The organism is Vibrio tapetis subsp. tapetis, from assembly GCF_900233005.1.
GTDB classification, from domain to species: Bacteria; Pseudomonadota; Gammaproteobacteria; order Enterobacterales; family Vibrionaceae; genus Vibrio; species Vibrio tapetis.
The window spans coordinates 1,264,986-1,281,308 of sequence record NZ_LT960612.1 but is presented as its reverse complement, the minus strand read 5'-3'; the positions used below and the strand labels follow the sequence as shown (position 1 = coordinate 1,281,308).

Below are 16,323 nucleotides of genomic sequence, written 5' to 3'. Positions count from 1 at the left end.
GACTAAGACAATGTGTTCACTAGCCAAGGCCTGTTTTATCGTTCTTTACGATCTTTGCCACTTTTCTGGGTAGTGGATGATGTCGTGAAACACGGCTTTTTCGCTGCCGATATTCTTATAACCATGAGGCTGAGCAGCATTGAAACGAACAGCCTGCCCTTGGGTCAATTCATGCCAACGACCATCAAACAACACGGCCATTTGGCCAGAAATACACAATATGTGTTCCATTACACCTAAGTTATGCGGTTCAGAAAGGTGTTGATAATGCTCCGCTAGACCCAGTTCATAAACCTCAAAACCGAGTGAGGGCTCAAAGGGGAATACCACACTCACGGAAAAGCCCTCATTCAAGCTTTCGTCACGAAGCGTATTGGCATCTCGAAATAAACTCACTAGATCTGAATCAGTATGTTCCGAAATTAGGCTGGAAAATGACACCTCGAGCCCTGTCGCTATTTGCCATAATTTGGCCACTGTCGGGCTCGACTCCCCACGCTCAATCTGGCCTAACATTGCCTTACTGACCCCCGTCATCAGAGCGGTTTTATCTAAGCTCCAGCCTTTTTCCTTCCGAAAGCGTTTTAAGTTTTCGCTTACTTTTAGTTCTTTTTGCATATTATTTCTACAAAAACCCTTGTGCGCTATAACGCACAGGTGATAAGTTAAATTCAATGTATGTTATAACGCACAAGAAGAGTAACTAACATGACCAACGTAAAACTTTCTCACATCAGTACCGGTTTTATTGCCGTATTCATTGGCTATGCCAGTGCTGCGGCCATTATCTATCAAGCGGCCAGTAACACTGGTGCAAGCGAACAACAAATTGCTTCTTGGTTTTGGGCGCTTGGAATCGGCATGGGGTTGTCTACCATTGTGCTCTCTTGGCGCTATAGACAGCCTATTGTCACAGCGTGGTCTACACCTGGTGCTGCGCTACTCATAACGTCACTTGAGGGTCTAAACGTACATCAAGCCATCGCGGTATTTTTGTTTAGCTCGCTGTTAATTACCATTGTTGGCCTAACCGGACTGTTCGATAGACTGTTAAAGATGATCCCAACATCCATTGCTTCGGCCATGCTGGCTGGCGTGCTATGGTCATTTGGTATCGGTATTTTTACGTCACTCGAACAAGAGGGCATCATTATCGCGACCATGTTGGCTGCGTTTGTCATCGCCAAACCTAAGCTTGGTAATTTTCTCATCCCTATTATTTTAATGCTTGCAGTTTTAATGAGTGGCCTAGCCGGAAAATTAGATCTGTCCGCCGTTAGTTTAACGCTCACTCTGCCGCTTTTTATCACCCCAGAATTTGACCTTGCCTCGATGCTAAGTGTTGGTATTCCTCTGTTTGTAGTTACCATGGCTTCCCAAAACTTACCCGGATTTGCCATTTTGAAAGCAAATGGCTATCACCCGCCAGCATCTCGTATTATCACCGCGACGGGGGTTACTGGTTTATTGTTAGCCCCTTTTGGTGGCTTCGCTTTCAATTTAGCGGCGCTAACAGGGGCTATCTGCATGAGCCCGAATGCCGATCCAAACCCAGATAATCGATATCGAGCCGCAATCGCCATGGGTGGTTTTTATTTACTCGCCGGGTTATTAGGCACAACTTTCGTTTCTTTATTCGCTTCGGTCCCACAGGCAGTCATCATTACGATTGCGGGGCTGGCATTACTGCCTACACTCGCGAACAGTCTCCACAACGCCCTTGTGGATGAAACTCATAGAGAAGCGGCTCTTTTAACCTTTTTATTGACGGCTTCTGGCATCAACTTCATTGGTATCGGGAGTGCATTTTGGGGATTGTGCTTAGGATTGGCCTGCTATGGAATCAAACACTGGCAGATAAAACACCAGATCTTAGCGCTTAATGAAAATAAAACAAAATAGAGAAGCCGATAAAAAAGAGCACTCATTCTAACTGAGTGCTCTATGTCTCAATAAAACCGAAAACGTCTGATTACAAATTATCTAGACGAATATGACTGTTTTTAAGATCATCTCGCTTAATACCCGCACCATCATTGAAGCTGTTGAAATGACGCAATAGTTCCGTGATCGCTTCAATAGAAGCCAATAGGTCACCAGTATGAGCGGATTCCGATGACGTATGCATATTACGAATTGGGTAACCAATAGTAATTGCGGCACTATCAACACCAGCAAGCGCTGCTGCCATTCCGTCGGTGCCCATATCACGGCCAGAGAAGTCCAACTGATGTGGTATCTCTTTTTCAGCGCATAGATTCACCAGCGTTTGAACCAGGTATTCAGACGCAACAGAGCCGCGACCAATGGTAAAACCGTCGCCCATTTTAAGCGGGTTCATATTTCTGCTACCGATACCCGGAGCCGCTTCGTAATCATGATTAACGTCCGTTGCAATAAGCACGTCAGGTTTTAGCTCACCCACAACTTGAGTTGAGCCAAAACGGCCAATCTCTTCGTGAGTGGCAATCGTATAAAGCACGCGTACATTATCAAGACCTTCATTTGCAAGCGTGCGAGCAATTTCAGTCACCGAGAAACAACCTAACCCGTTGTCTAAATACGCGCCATAAAAGGTATCTGGTGCAACGCCGCGTTTAATGGGGCGATCAAGTAAGATTGGATCACCTGCACGCAAGCCTAACGCCTCAACCTGAGCTTTTCGCTCATCGCCATGCATGTGAAGTTCTAGATAAATAGATTCAGGTTTAATGCCCTGCTCACCTGAACGTTGGCCCGGCGTCGAGAAGTGAATGGCACCCAATGCTTCCACTGTACAACCTTGAATCACTTTATAAGCGCCGACTTTTTCTGGATCTTGGCAGAATACTTGAACTTCGTGACCAATCAGCGTTGTTGGCAGGAACGAATCCGTGTTAATCCATACTTTTCCGTCTTCATCTATCTTGCGAACTTGCATGCGAATTTTATCTGCATGGCCAACAATCATGACACTAGTAAGGTCATCACGACCAGGATGAGAGTCAAACACCAAGCTCGCATTGGCTTTAAACTGATGAACGCCCCAACCTTCAGGCATGAAGGATTCAAACTCTGGCTTGATCACACCGTAGCTCATTGCCGCTTCAAACCCAATTGGTGACGGTGACGCCAATACTGCTGACATGAATTCAAACTGAGCTTTAGGCATCGGTGCCTTCCAAGCTTTTACTGAATGTCCTTCATTGATTTCCGTACTCATTGATATCCCTTACTACTAACAATTAATGGCCAATACGGTAATAATAACCATTAATATTTTCAAGCTGTTATCACTATTTCATAAAATTAAGTTTACTTAGATTTGTACAGGTTATGGCAAATATAATTTACATTCTCTTCAGCGGCCTGATGACTTCTTCTAAACCTTCCACTTTCAACGCTAAGCAAAGTTGTAATAACTTACCTAACTCTCCTTTAGGGAAGCCTTTCTTATCGAACCACAATAGGTACTCTTCCGGTAGATCTATCAAGCAACGTCCCGCATATTTTCCAAAGGGCATTTTCATATTGGCCAATTTGATCATATTTTCTGGTTCTAGCATCTTATTTCTTAATCGTTAATTGGATTTGCCGTTAGTTTATCGGTTTAAACAGAATTTGTACTCACCGATTTGAAATTCACTTGGCGTGCTATTTTTGTTTTACAAGTCACATCCATTCGGGTGTTTCATCGTTATGATTCCGAAGATCTTAATACAGTGAAGGCACAACAATGATATTAATAACTGGCGCAAGCAGTGGTTTAGGCGCAGCACTTGGGCGACTTTACGGTAAAGAAAAACACCCAATGACTTTGACGGGACGTAATAAACAAAGGCTACATGATGTTGCCCTTGATTGCGGTGAGCATGTCAACACCATTGCAGCTTCGCTTTCTAACCACCAGCACGTTGAGCAGCTATTCGAACAGTTCACTTCTCCACCGTCTTTGGTCATCCATTGTGCGGGAAGTGGTTACTTTGGTCCGCTTGAAGATCAGGATCCTGACGCCATGGCTCGCCTAGTGGAAAATAACCTGATATCAACCATGTACCTATTAAAGCAGCTCGTCGCAAGATACAAGCACTGTAACACCACGGTTGCCATTGTGATGTCTACCGCTGCGCAGTCGGCCAAGGCAGGTGAAACTACCTATTGCGCGGTCAAGTGGGGAGTGAAAGGCTTACTCGAATCTACGCGACTAGAGCTTAAAGGTTACCCAATGAAGTTAATCGCCGTTTACCCAGGCGGAATGGCAACGGACTTTTGGTCGACGAGCGGTAAAGATTTGGATAGCTCTGAATTTATGACGGCAGACGAAGCAGCAAGTATGCTAAAAAGCGCCCTAACAAGCACGGAGCATGGTTATGTTTCCGACATTACCATTAACCGAAATTAACAATCATTCATCGTTTAACGTGGCAAGGATGCTCACTTCTTTCATTCAAAGTACGTTTGTAATTCCCTATAAAGCAGAGGCTTGCGTCACACAAAATGACACAATTCGGCTATTAAAATGAATGCGCCTTCGATACACTTTAGCCAAACCTAAATGCTACCGAGAAATTCATGTCTAAGCGCCGCTTACCCATTCCATTGATCTTACTGATTCCGATTGTATTACTCGCCATTGTGATTATTGCAGGAGTCTACCGCTTTAGTATGACGGACGAAGAAATCGGCCAAAAACAGGGCTGGATAACCATTAAACCTGATGAAGTAATGCTCAACCTTTTCTCATATAAAAACGGCAAACCTCTCAAGCTCATTCTCCCAGACAGCAATCTAACGGTGGCGTTAACACACTTTGTCGGCAGTGGCACGAATCGTCGGGCGGTTGGGGAATTTAATCATGACGCAGAGCGTGGTGAATTAGCTTACGACTTCTTCCAAACGGCCATGCTCAATTTTCATGAACCAACAGATAACATGATTTATGTTGCGCCTTATACGGTGAGTAACCAAGGTTCAGGAACTTTCCACTACCTTGGATTGTTTGAGGTCTACCAAGATGAACAACGCATCCAACAACTCGATACGTTCTTCCTAGGTGATCGCTTAAAGAATGTAACCGTCATACCCTACGAACCTTTTGATGTAACGAACTCAGTAGAGGTTACGTATTGGGTTCATGGTGAACAACAAGCAATGGCCGAAGAACCGTCTAAAGAAATGAAAATCACCCTTCCATTGACGCCTACACATTTCAAAAAATAGAATCATCGAGTAGGGTGAGGCGTCTCCGCCTCATCCCTCTCACAGAACCGTACGTACGGACCTCGTATACGGCTCATGCACATTTCCATTCAGCATAATGGCTGAACACATATCCTGTCCTAACGTGTTCAAGATTCACTAATCCAAGGTCGTTAAACCATTGATTTGGCATCGAGTAACTGGCTAATGGACTCGCAGCATTTCTCCAACTATCCATACAGATATACCTGAATGACCCTTCGTAACCTAGCTGTCTTAGCCTGCGGTGGAGTCGGGTCGGTTTTTTCCATAATCGTAATTGGACGCTGCGAAGTCTTCGCCTTAACCACGCGGCCAGTTTCTTAAACTCCCTGTTGGCATTCGCTATTCGAAAGTACTGGCTGAACCCTCTCAGAAGTGGATTCAGTTGTTTAATGACTTCTAACAATGGCTTACCGCCATTGCGTCTTGTCACTCGCTTCAACTTTCCTTTGAACGTCGACATTTTCTTTGGCTGAATACGGCTATAATGGCTACCGATTTCTATTCCAAGGAATTTCACACCTTCGCCGCTGTGCGCTATGTGTGATTTGGTTTCGTTCACCGTTAACTTGAGCTGTTTTTCCAGGACCTTCGTTGCCTGTACTTGCGCATTTTCTGCACCTTTACGGCTGCGACAGAAGATCAGTATGTCGTCGGCATAACGGACTATTCGATGTCCTCGCTTTCGCATCTCTTGATCAAACGCATCCAGATAGATGTTCGCTATCAGTGGGCTTATTACTCCACCTTGCGGACTACCTATCTCGGTATGCTGCCACTCTCCATCAACCATTACGCCACTTTTCAGGAACTGTTTGATGAGCTCCAGTACGCTACTGTCTGTGACTCGTTTCTTAATGCTTTTTAGAATAAGCTCATGATCGAGCTTATCGAAGCACTTCGATAAGTCCATATCTACGACGTGTTGCATTCCGTATCGACGGATGAACATCGTCGCTTTGTTTATAGCATCGTGACAACTTCGATTCAGTCTATACCCAAAGCTGGATGGGTGAAACTGCTCTTCGAAGATTGGGGTTAATAGATCATTTAGAGCTTGTTGGACAACTCTATCCCGTACTGTTGGGATCCCAAGTAATCGCACCCCACCATCATCTTTCGGTATTTCTACCCGTCTGACGGGTTGAGGGGTGTATCGCTTGGTTTTGAGTTCCAGAAGAAGTTGATCTAGGTTATCACTCAGATTTTGGGCGTAATCGCTTAGGCTCTGCCTATCTATTCCGGCCGCGCCTTTCGCTTTCCACACTTTTTTAAATCCTTTATAGAGTCGCTCTTTGTGGAGCAAGTGACCATATAAACTGTAGTAAACTCTCAACTTTTTCCTTTAGATTGTGTGCCGTGTGGGGACAAATGCTCTCTCACAGTGTTGGTGTATTTCACTCCACTCTCTAGCCTTCTAGCTCAATGGCAATTTACTAGAGTGAGTCAGAGTTACTCCCTTGTACGGTTTCTCGCTTCAGTGCTTTGCTTTCACAAAGACCGAGACGGAATACCTCGATAGCTAATCAACTTGTATACCACTGAAAAAAAAAAACATCTGCTCATCACAGACTTAAAATGTACTTCATCCCTTCGCAACACCAGATTGCTTTTGGCAAAATGTTGTCCCATCAGACGTGTTACTGATGGTCAGCTCAGTTTTATCCTCCACACCATTACTGGGCTTCACCGGCCGAGCTTTACTCACTACTACGGATTCATCTGCCACCTCGCACCAACATAGATCTTGGCTCTCGCCTTGAGTTTATGCTTCCGACGTTTGCTCGGATGTGATGTCAGGCTTCCCCAGTTACTGCACTGGCTCCCTGTTAACAATGCCACCCTCAAGCACAATCTAGGTCTGATTGAGTATCGGGCTTCACGCTATTTTGCACGCTTACCCACCTAAATTGCCGAATCAGGTTCACTTTCGTTGTGTACGTGTTAACTTCCTATCGCTTCCTTCAAACCCTGCCGTTGGCCAGCAACGCCCTTGCGATTCGGATTATCTTCCCCTCAATCAGGGTGATTTAGGCTTCTTTCAGCCTAATGGGTTTGCCAGCTTCGCTGGGCAAACAAAAAAGGCAGCTCTCAGTGAGCTGCCATACCCCGAGGGAGGGTAAATTTTACTGTTAATACGCTATTTCAAACTGGCGTAATACGCTGCAATGTTTTCCATATCTTGTGGCGACAATGGCATAACCATCGCGCCCATGGTTGGATCTTTTCTATCTCCGTCTTTAAACGCTTTCATCTGCTTAACTAAATACGCAGCCTTTTGCCCTGCTAAGTTCGGGTACAAATCCACCATGGACACACCATTAGCGCCATGACAAGCTACACACGTCATGGTTTTTGCTTTTCCTGCGGCCACATCGGCAGCTAATACCGAACTTGCACCAAAGACACTCAACGCTGATACCGCTAATACCCAAAGATTTTTATTCATCTCAACTCCTTTATTCGTCAGTTTTACTCGTTCTTTTGTTTATCAGGCATAAAAAATGGAGCCAATAAAGGCTCCACAACCCGAGTTAAACGATATTTCTCGGAGCAAATGAGAACGCTCTAAACTCGTTCTTATATTTTGATTCTCCAATTTTCTTAATGTTAGCAACGCCCATTTTGTAGTTGTAGTTTCCACTAATTTGATCGACAACCCTTGTCGTCAAAGCATTAGATGGCTGACGCATATCAATCATATTTGCGTATAACGCACCCTTTTTAACCGCCGGTGTCACAATGGCAACTGCAGTCACCGCCGCTTTATCCAACTTGATATGGCCGTTTTCCATTAACTTACTGAACTGAAAATCATCTCCGTGAATACCCAAAATCGTGTCTTTAAAGTTCGCGACTCGATCTGAATACATCATGACTTGATCACCCGATTCAATGCCGCGTTTTTTAGCATCTTCTGGGTTAATTTCTACCCAATTCTCAGGCCAACGTTGGATTACATAAGCTCTACGCTCAACATCATCAAAACCTGATTGCCAGATTTCATTGATACGACCATTAGAGAACCAAAGTTCGTCATCTTTTGGCTGCAGCCACTCATAGAAATCACTGAACAAATCCCATGGGTGCTTCTGAATATTGACCTTACCCGTTTGGCTGTTAAACGCAGTCAATTGCTTCTTAAGTACATTCGCCCCTTGCGGTCCATCTGTAAGTCCTTTTTCAGCCAACGTTTCTAACGTCATTTCCGTGTCATGTAGACGCTTAGTGCCGACAAGTTGCTTAGTATCATAGTTGTAGAAAACGGGGCCTTGAATCCCTTCTGTCCCATATTCACGCAGTTTTTCATGTAAAGTTTTACCCTCGGCATGAGCGGCTACTTTGATCATATTGAAGTCTTTACGACTACCACGGCTAAAACGCGAAGCCTCTTCTGCGACTTCATTAGAATTTTGCCAATCAAATCCGTCGTACCCCATACGCTTAGCCAGTTGGGAAATGATCCACCAATCCGGTTGTGCATGCCCTGGAGCATCGGCAAATTTTTGGTACAGACGCAATCGACGCTCACCATTGGCTCGCATGAAATCCACTTCCCCCCATGTTGCCGCCGGGAAGACAATATCAGCAAATTTTGCTCCGATTGGATCTCGTAAATAGATGTCTTGATTGATGACCACCATGCCACCAGAATCGGCCCGTTTTTTAAGCGTATTGATAATATCTTGCTTATCGTAGCTATACACTTGGTGTGGGTTTGCCGTTACTAGCTCCCAGAATTTCTTCTGTAAACCTTGACTACCACACATAGCTTGAATCCACGTAGTACCGATAACATGAGCCATTCGTGTGTGACCGGAGTACAGGTAGCGGTCAGTATCTATTGCTCTACGACGGCGGCCAGGCACTTTCTCTGGCGATTTATTTCGAGGTAATTTACCACCAGATTGGCCCCCACGCTGGTGCCCCCCAAAACGTCCGACAACCTGCCCTTCTCGGCCACCCGCCCCAACAATGGTTGCAAGTGACGAAATGGCATTAGTGTTACCGGTGTTATTCGACCAATAGAAGCCTTTTTCAATACCTATCGACGTTTTAGGTCGTTTACCATCCACTGGTTTCGCTAACATTTCTGCAGCTTGATAGATTTTCTTTACATCAATACCGGCAAGTTTTGCTGCGTAGTCTGGAGCGTACTCTTTTTGCTCCATGTTCCATTTTTTATAGCCTTCAAAACCGTCTGTTTGGAACTTGCCCCACGTTGTACGCCACTGCCAAGGTGTGTTACGTGTTCCTTGACCAAAGCCAGAGCTAGATTCCCATTTGTTATTAACCCAATTTTGAATCCACTCGCTGTCTTCCCATCCGTTTTCCAAAATAACTCGGATGATCGCCCCAACGACTAAGTTATCTGATCCCGGATTGAGATCGATATGTAAACCTCCCTGTTTCTTTAACCAAGCTATACCCGCAGTTTCACGAGGGTTCAACATGACGGTCTTCATCCCACGTTGAACTGCTGGCATAATGTATTGAGTGAAAATAATAGTTTTGGTTTCATACGGATCTGTACCACAAATCATTAACGTATCGGCCGCCCCCCAATCATCGTAACTCGGGCCAAAATTATCAAAACCTGCGTCTCTAAATCCTGGTGTTGACGTCACATCGGATGGCGTATCATGAAATGAGAAGTTAGCTGTATTAACATGACGAAGCGCGTACTTCGTAATGGCATAGGTATTTTCAATATATTGATAAGAATACGTTTTTACGCCATATGCGTTGGTACCATGAGTATCAATAACATGACGCCCCACCTCCGCTGCAATATCTAATGCGAAGTCCCACGGCACCGGTTGTAAACTACCACCAATACGAACCAATGGCTGTGTTAAACGGTCACGCGTTCCTTTTGATGGGTTATAGAGTTTCTGAGCAAGCAAGCCACCACGCATGGATGAATCGCCCATTTTGTTGACCGATTTTGCATCTTTGTCTGGCACAACGATGACATTATGAGGCTTGCCTTTATGCATGATCACGTTATGTTGTGATGGTGCGACCCACGCTTGTAAAGGTGCACTGGGGAAATTAATTCCAAAGGCATTCTCATGTGCTTTCATGCCACCATTAGCCTGCTCAAGTGGCCAACGATAGACCTTATAACCACATGCAACAATACAGTAGTCACAAGCTGTGGTGATCATCTCTGCATTAGTTGGCGGCAATGGCGCATTATCTTCGGGAATATAGAAATTGGTTGTCATGATTATGCCTCCTGCATCGCGATCACGTTATCGGTTCGACCAAATAGTAAGCCCATAATGCCCACCGCGTAGATCTCGTCGCCATCCAATTCAAGCAACACTTGTGGTAAGCTTTCATACGCCTGACCTGAGACAATAATACCGTGGCGGCGCATATCAAACGTCGACAAATGGAATGGACATTGCCCCAACACACGATGCTCATCGACCACCTTATATTGGCCATTTAATGGTCCGCCTTGATGCGTACACATCAAGGAAAATCCAACTACATCTTGTTTTGGCCCCAAACCACCTCCAGCTGGAACACCCATTCTTACCAGCAAACCTTGTGAATTTGGCCCATCATCTGGGTAGTTAAAATAAAGCGGATCATTGAGTTTTAATTCACTCAACTTACCAAGAAGCTTGCGCGGATAGCCCACAACTCGAGCTTGAGTTTGTTTGGCTTGCGCGGTACCAGGAAATAGGGTTACTGACATTACGCTCGCCGCCCCAACCGTTGCACCTGAGTACATCAAGAAATTACGACGCGACATCATGCATTTACGATGTTCCTGAGCGCTTTCTTTTTTGTCACTTTTTGACTGTTCAGGCTGGCGCTTATTATTATCGACAATCATTTTTTCACCTCCGCAAGCTCTTCTTCACTAAATAGGCGTTGGTACTCTGGTATTTTTGGATAATCCATCATCATTTTTTCGCCCGTAAACGCATCTAAGAAAGCAAGCAAATTGGCTTTCTCATCAGCGGTTAACCCTAGCGGCTTAACCATCGGGCTTTTCGTCTGTGGGAAGCCTGTTGTTCGCCCATCTTTGGCTACACCACCACGGTCATAGAAGTCCACCACGTCGGCCAGTGTTGCGATGGTTCCGTTATGCATGTAAGGAGCGGTATATTTGGTGTAACGAATACTTGGCGTGCGGAACTTACCTTTCATCTCTTTACGTTTACCACGGAAATACACGCCAAGATCGGCTTTGGTGGCTCTGTACATTTTCTCGTTTGAACCTTTTGCGTACAGCTCATAACGAAACGTAATTTGAGCAAGTGGATCATTCTCCCAACGTAAATTTGTTGGTACTCCTACGTTGTAGTTTTTCTGATCTGACGCTAATGCTCCATTGTGACAAGCAATACAATTCGCCTTACCTTCAAATAGAGTCTTACCTTTTAACTGTTGCTCGGTTAACGCAGTTTTATCTCCCAACAAATACTTATCTAATGGCGTATCCTTTTGCACTAAGGTTCGTTCAAACGCCGCTATGGCTTTCCATGCATTGCTCACTTTTGGATAGTTATCTCCAAATATCGAATTAAACTGCTCGACATATTCAGGTACCAAGGCCAAACGAGCTTCCATCAAATCATCTTCACCATTACCCGCAACTCCTCCTTTTGCAGCGCTTTTTGCCTGACCTTCTAAAGATTTAGAGGAACCTGCCCAGAACAGTTTTTGGTAATAGGCTGAATTGATAATGGTCTGGCTATTTCGCCAGTGAACCGTTCCCGGGTAACCTAGCGAAAGATCCGCAGGAAAATCCCAACCCAATGCAGGGTTGTGACAAGCACTGCAAGGTGTTGACGTATCTCCTCCTAGTCGGCCATCAAAGAATAACTGCTTACCTAACGCCACTTTTTCAGGCGTAGTCGGGTTATCTGCTGGCGTCGGTACATCACCTAAAGGAGCGAGTGCTGGGTAAAACACACCGTTTAACTCTATCGGCGCTAGTGCTTCAGCCACTTCTTTAGCATTGATTTCAACGTTCTTATCTTCTTGTTTCGCGCAAGCTGGCAGTGCGGTAAGTGTTACGACCATCGCCGCTATTGCAGACAAGTTGATTGCTTTAATATTCATCTCGCCCTCCTTAGTTTTTCGCATTGCGCCAATCAGAAATCAGCTCATAGTTGTAATCAGACTTCTTCCAAACGTGCTGCTCTGAAGTCAACGGTTGGCTAGACAGCGATTCTAAGAATGCCACCAGCGCTTTCTGCTCCTGCCAAGTAAGATTTAACGGCGTAATGCGCTCATCTTTGTTGGAGTCTTCGCCACCGCCTTGATTATAAAAAGCCACTACATCAGTTAACGTCGAAATCATACCGTTGTGCATATAAGGGGCCGTTTGATTAAGTTCGCGCAAGGTTGGCGTAATAAATTTCCCCCTGTCGGTACCGTCTGCTTTATGGGTTTGTACATGCGCACCAACATCACGCTTGAGGTTCATGTAATTTTCATTACCCATGAACATATTGAACGCGATAAAGGTTTGGTGGCGCATAGGATCACGAAATATGTCGAGGTTCTCCGGCACACCGGTGTTGTATGGTTTACCATCACTAAACAAAGGCCCATTGTGGCAAGAAGAGCAACCCGCCTTGCCTTTAAATAGATCAAAACCTTGTTGTTGCGCTGCGTTTAACTCATCTTTATCGAAAGGAGTTTGATTGGAAGTAAGTGTTTTTAAATACTCAGGGATGGCTTTTCTAACTGAACCATTCGAAGGTTCTCCGTACCCTGCCTCTTTGAACATAGCAACGTAAATAGGATCTTGTTTTAGGCGCTCTTGCATTAAGCGCATATCCATATTCATCAACCAATCTTCAGTAATATTTTCACGAGTGACGTCATTCAAATTAGTCCCAATACGGCCGTCGTGAAACCACACTTTCTTATAAACCGTATTGATTAATGTTGGAACGTTTCTAAAGCCTTTACTGCCTGTATATGCAGGTCCTAACGCTTCTGGATACGAATATCCATTTTCAGGCATATGGCACGAGGCGCATGACAGCGCCGTATTACCCGATAAACGAGTATCAAAAAATAGACGTTTTCCCAGTTCTGCTTTTGCGGCGTTAATTTTCACGTCAGGTAGCGGGCCGAATTGGTTCTCGTCCGCTTGGCTCATGACTGAAAATGAAAGCCCCACTGTCGCAGCAAGGATCAACATTGTTCTCATTGTTATGCTCCTTAGCTTCCAGCTAATGTTGCATTGCTGCTTGTCAATCGCAGCGAATACAAGGTGTTTTATATTTGTTCCCACCTCCCTCTGAGCATAAATTGAGCCAACTTTAAAAACTAAAAATAATCAAATAAATACAATAGGTTAAGATTAATGTGAACTCGATCAAATCATCAAATTTTTAACGTATCGTTCAATTTCGAGATTTTCGATTGAACAATACATTAAATCTTGCACTGAACCTTTCCCCTACCATTAGGAACTTATTCGTATCTCATTGATTTTATTAAGCTTCGCAATGTGATCTGAGTAGGCACAAAAAATGCTTACTCATAATCTATGCGTGCTAAACGTACTTATTAAATGATATGGAGCCGTCATGCTGGAACTCGACAAGACCACAACATTCAACCCTCTGCCCCAACATGAGGCCGAACAAAAAATAGAGCAGCAACTCATTAATCTCCTTAAACAAGGTGATGAAGCACAGCGCTGCTACAGTGCTCAAACAATAACGTCGTCTCAGTTGTCTACGGCCCACCAAGCTTTGGCCGACAACCTGTATCATCCTGATCCCGATGTCGTTATCGATTCCGCGAGTGCGTTAGGGAAAATAGAACATTCACACATTGAGCAATTGGAAGAAGTAGCGCGTCACCACCCAGACGGTGATGCAAGACTGGCAGCCTTGACTGCATTATCGGATCGGATTTCAAATCCTCGCGTCGCAACTCTATTTAGGGAATTAGCGCTTGGCCGACAAGAAGATGATTGGGGGTTAAGCTCTGACTGGGACGAATGGTGGGACATTCAGTTGAAAGCCGTAGAAGTACTTGTGACGACTTCTGACATTAACAACCTTCCCTTGTTACTCACCATTCTGGAGCAAGATCCTGAACCTGAGCTCACTTCACTTATTTATAATGGGATTGCTCGAATAGATGTAAACTGGATTGTTGACAAACTGCCTCAAGTTGGTTTGGTCACTAAGCGTAAATTAGTTAAATCACTCGCTCACAACGATAGCCAAATGGCCCGTGCATTCTTATTTAAACAATTGAAATCCGATGATTCAGAGCTCAAGAAAATAGCCATCGAAAATCTCGCAAATAAAAATGCGAAAGAATATCTATGGGATATCATCCAATGCTTAACGGATCCTCACCCAAGCGTACAAAAACAAGCATTGACTGCCATTGAAGCGTTAAACTGTTCATCGTCACTTGATTATCAACGTCTCGTTCAATTGGCAAAGCAAGCGCCAGAAACCGCCAAACCAGCCATCATTCAATTACTGTTACCCTTGGCAGAGTTACTGCCAGCAAACGACCTTCAATGGCTCATCGACCTCTGCTCTGGTGAACACCACGAGAGTGCCATTGCCGCTATGACTTTATTATCAAAGCTAAACTTGGAACCCCATAACCAACTCGACGTCATTGAAGTCTTGATAAATCGAGCAAAAAAGCGGACTACGCCGTTACTAACCCGATGCGACGCCATCAGGCTTCTTCCTCGTTTCCCATTGCATCATCAAGTGTCTTTGTCGATGCTTCAATCCATTGTGGAATCGTATGATCAAGCAGACCGAAAACTAGAACAAGACCCAAGCTTGAGACAAGCCTGCCTAGAGGTCATTGCTCATACTAAGCATCAAAGCTTTCAACAGATATTTCGTCGTTTGCTGCTTGGTAAACAAGCCTTTTCAAATCAGATAGAGGTTACTCAGCTTAATTCACCTCAAGACAACGCCCAACCACGCAACACTCTTGAAGAACATACCGATGAAGTAAACAGCCAAGACGATTTGGCGAATATCTTAGCAAACTACGACACTGATGCTATCACGCAGCCAAATAGCGACCATATCATCTTAGATTCTGAGCCTAATGAACTGGAAATTACCGAGACACAAATACAAACCTCAACGCTAGGCGCAATATCTAAAGCGAATATTGAAGCCATGCTACAAGGTGGCACTCAACCTCAGCAAGATGACCCATCCACAAGTATCATGGAAATGGTAGAAGGCATGGATGAACAACTACAGTCTTATGGTGACATGGTAAAAGCCAATTTTGAGAGTGCCGACAACCTCAACTTGAATCGGAAAAAAATTGCTCGCCTGCCTCAAGCGAGTAATAAAACGCTAGCAATCAGAGCATTAGGAAAAGGAGATGAAGAAAACAATGCCGACTTACTCATTGAAGGTTTACTCGGCGCGAGTCATCACGAAATACGAGAGATTTTCCAAGCACTCACCCAATTGAAAGCTCGCCATCCTAAACTTAAATCGCCAAATAATGGCATAGGAGCAGCTGGAAATGCCATGCACTACGGTGATGACCTAGCAAAACAAGCCGCAGCCCACTTTCTCGCTCATATGCCAGTAAACAAAGCCGTTCCAATGCTAACATTGGGCGTAACAGATCCTAACGAACACGTTCGTTATTGCTGTTTATCGGCCCTTGAGACTCTGTTAAATAAAGGAATTAGAAGTGCAGAAAAAATACACATAATACGAGAATGCGCACTTACGTCGTTGCTGGACACCGCGGGAGGCGTGCGTCGCCAGGCTTTACTATTACTAACCAAAATCAATCTCAACTCTTACAACGAAAATGACATAAACACCTTAATTAAACTTGCCATAGATGACGACGAATGCAACGTACTCGCCAGCCAAGTATTAAAACCATTTCGCTCTCAAATATTGAGCTATCTTGCGCCCAAGCTCAGTAACTTAAGTGAGCACAATCAACCTTTTGCATTACGCCTCATAGGAGCAGTACTTTAGTTGCTTTATTCGAACTTCTCATAACCCTTGCGGTGGCACAAACGGTCGCCGCGATTTTCGTTACACTAACAATCGAACCATAAGCGTTGCTACAAAGCAGCAAGGAATACGA

At 44.6% G+C, this 16,323-nt stretch carries 13 protein-coding genes; 4 read left to right on the top strand and 9 right to left on the bottom strand.

The genetic code is table 11. From position 1 onward, the window contains the following. Positions 1 to 45: 45 nt before the first annotated feature. Positions 46 to 618 carry a helix-turn-helix domain-containing protein gene (locus tag VTAP4600_RS22720; RefSeq protein WP_102524998.1) on the bottom strand — a complete coding sequence of 191 codons (573 nt, stop codon included), beginning with the start codon at positions 616 to 618 and terminating at the stop codon, positions 46 to 48. A 90-nt stretch (positions 619 to 708) separates the two neighbouring features. Between VTAP4600_RS22720 and VTAP4600_RS22715 the strand changes: the two genes are divergently transcribed. After that, positions 709 to 1,902, top strand: coding sequence for a benzoate/H(+) symporter BenE family transporter (locus tag VTAP4600_RS22715; RefSeq protein WP_102524997.1), 1,194 nt, complete (start codon positions 709 to 711; stop codon positions 1,900 to 1,902). Positions 1,903 to 1,972: 70 nt separating this feature from the next. Here the strand turns inward: VTAP4600_RS22715 and VTAP4600_RS22710 are convergent, their stop codons facing one another. After that, positions 1,973 to 3,202 carry a M20/M25/M40 family metallo-hydrolase gene (locus VTAP4600_RS22710; RefSeq protein ID WP_102524996.1) on the bottom strand — a complete coding sequence of 410 codons (1,230 nt, stop codon included), beginning with the start codon at positions 3,200 to 3,202 and terminating at the stop codon, positions 1,973 to 1,975. A gap of 127 nt (positions 3,203 to 3,329) precedes the next feature. Continuing rightward, entirely contained in the window at positions 3,330 to 3,545 is a 216-nt protein-coding gene (locus tag VTAP4600_RS22705; RefSeq protein ID WP_102524995.1) for a DUF3820 family protein, read from the bottom strand. Between the two features lie 170 nt (positions 3,546 to 3,715). Here VTAP4600_RS22705 and VTAP4600_RS22700 point away from each other — a divergent pair, with 170 nt between their 5' ends. Further along, entirely contained in the window at positions 3,716 to 4,381 is a 666-nt protein-coding gene (locus VTAP4600_RS22700; RefSeq protein WP_102524994.1) for an SDR family NAD(P)-dependent oxidoreductase, read from the top strand. Positions 4,382 to 4,551: 170 nt separating this feature from the next. After that, positions 4,552 to 5,199 carry a hypothetical protein gene (locus tag VTAP4600_RS22695; protein WP_102524993.1) on the top strand — a complete coding sequence of 216 codons (648 nt, stop codon included), beginning with the start codon at positions 4,552 to 4,554 and terminating at the stop codon, positions 5,197 to 5,199. 73 nt (positions 5,200 to 5,272) lie between these two features. Here VTAP4600_RS22695 and ltrA read toward each other — a convergent pair whose 3' ends face one another. The 6 genes from ltrA to VTAP4600_RS22665 form a co-directional block, all read right to left on the bottom strand. Then, positions 5,273 to 6,556, bottom strand: a complete 1,284-nt coding sequence (gene ltrA, locus VTAP4600_RS22690) for a group II intron reverse transcriptase/maturase (RefSeq protein ID WP_102524992.1) — start codon at positions 6,554 to 6,556, stop codon at positions 5,273 to 5,275. Positions 6,557 to 7,360: 804 nt separating this feature from the next. Next, positions 7,361 to 7,669, bottom strand: coding sequence for a c-type cytochrome (locus VTAP4600_RS22685; protein ID WP_102524991.1), 309 nt, complete (start codon positions 7,667 to 7,669; stop codon positions 7,361 to 7,363). An 85-nt stretch (positions 7,670 to 7,754) separates the two neighbouring features. Then, entirely contained in the window at positions 7,755 to 10,451 is a 2,697-nt protein-coding gene (locus VTAP4600_RS22680; protein WP_102524990.1) for a molybdopterin-dependent oxidoreductase, read from the bottom strand. 2 nt (positions 10,452 to 10,453) lie between these two features. Continuing rightward, positions 10,454 to 11,074, bottom strand: a complete 621-nt coding sequence (locus tag VTAP4600_RS22675; RefSeq protein WP_102524989.1) for an arsenate reductase (azurin) small subunit — start codon at positions 11,072 to 11,074, stop codon at positions 10,454 to 10,456. Next, positions 11,071 to 12,309 (bottom strand): cytochrome-c peroxidase, encoded by a 1,239-nt coding sequence (locus tag VTAP4600_RS22670; RefSeq protein WP_102524988.1) that lies wholly within the window; start codon positions 12,307 to 12,309, stop codon positions 11,071 to 11,073. Before VTAP4600_RS22670 ends, VTAP4600_RS22675 begins: the two co-directional genes overlap by 4 nt. A 10-nt stretch (positions 12,310 to 12,319) precedes the next feature. Next, positions 12,320 to 13,360: a cytochrome-c peroxidase gene (locus VTAP4600_RS22665; RefSeq protein WP_231898008.1), complete on the bottom strand. Its 1,041-nt coding sequence runs from the start codon at positions 13,358 to 13,360 to the stop codon at positions 12,320 to 12,322. A 433-nt stretch (positions 13,361 to 13,793) separates the two neighbouring features. Here VTAP4600_RS22665 and VTAP4600_RS22660 point away from each other — a divergent pair, with 433 nt between their 5' ends. Beyond that, complete coding sequence (locus tag VTAP4600_RS22660; RefSeq protein ID WP_102524986.1) at positions 13,794 to 16,211, top strand: HEAT repeat domain-containing protein; 2,418 nt, start codon at positions 13,794 to 13,796, stop codon at positions 16,209 to 16,211. Positions 16,212 to 16,323 lie beyond the last annotated feature (112 nt).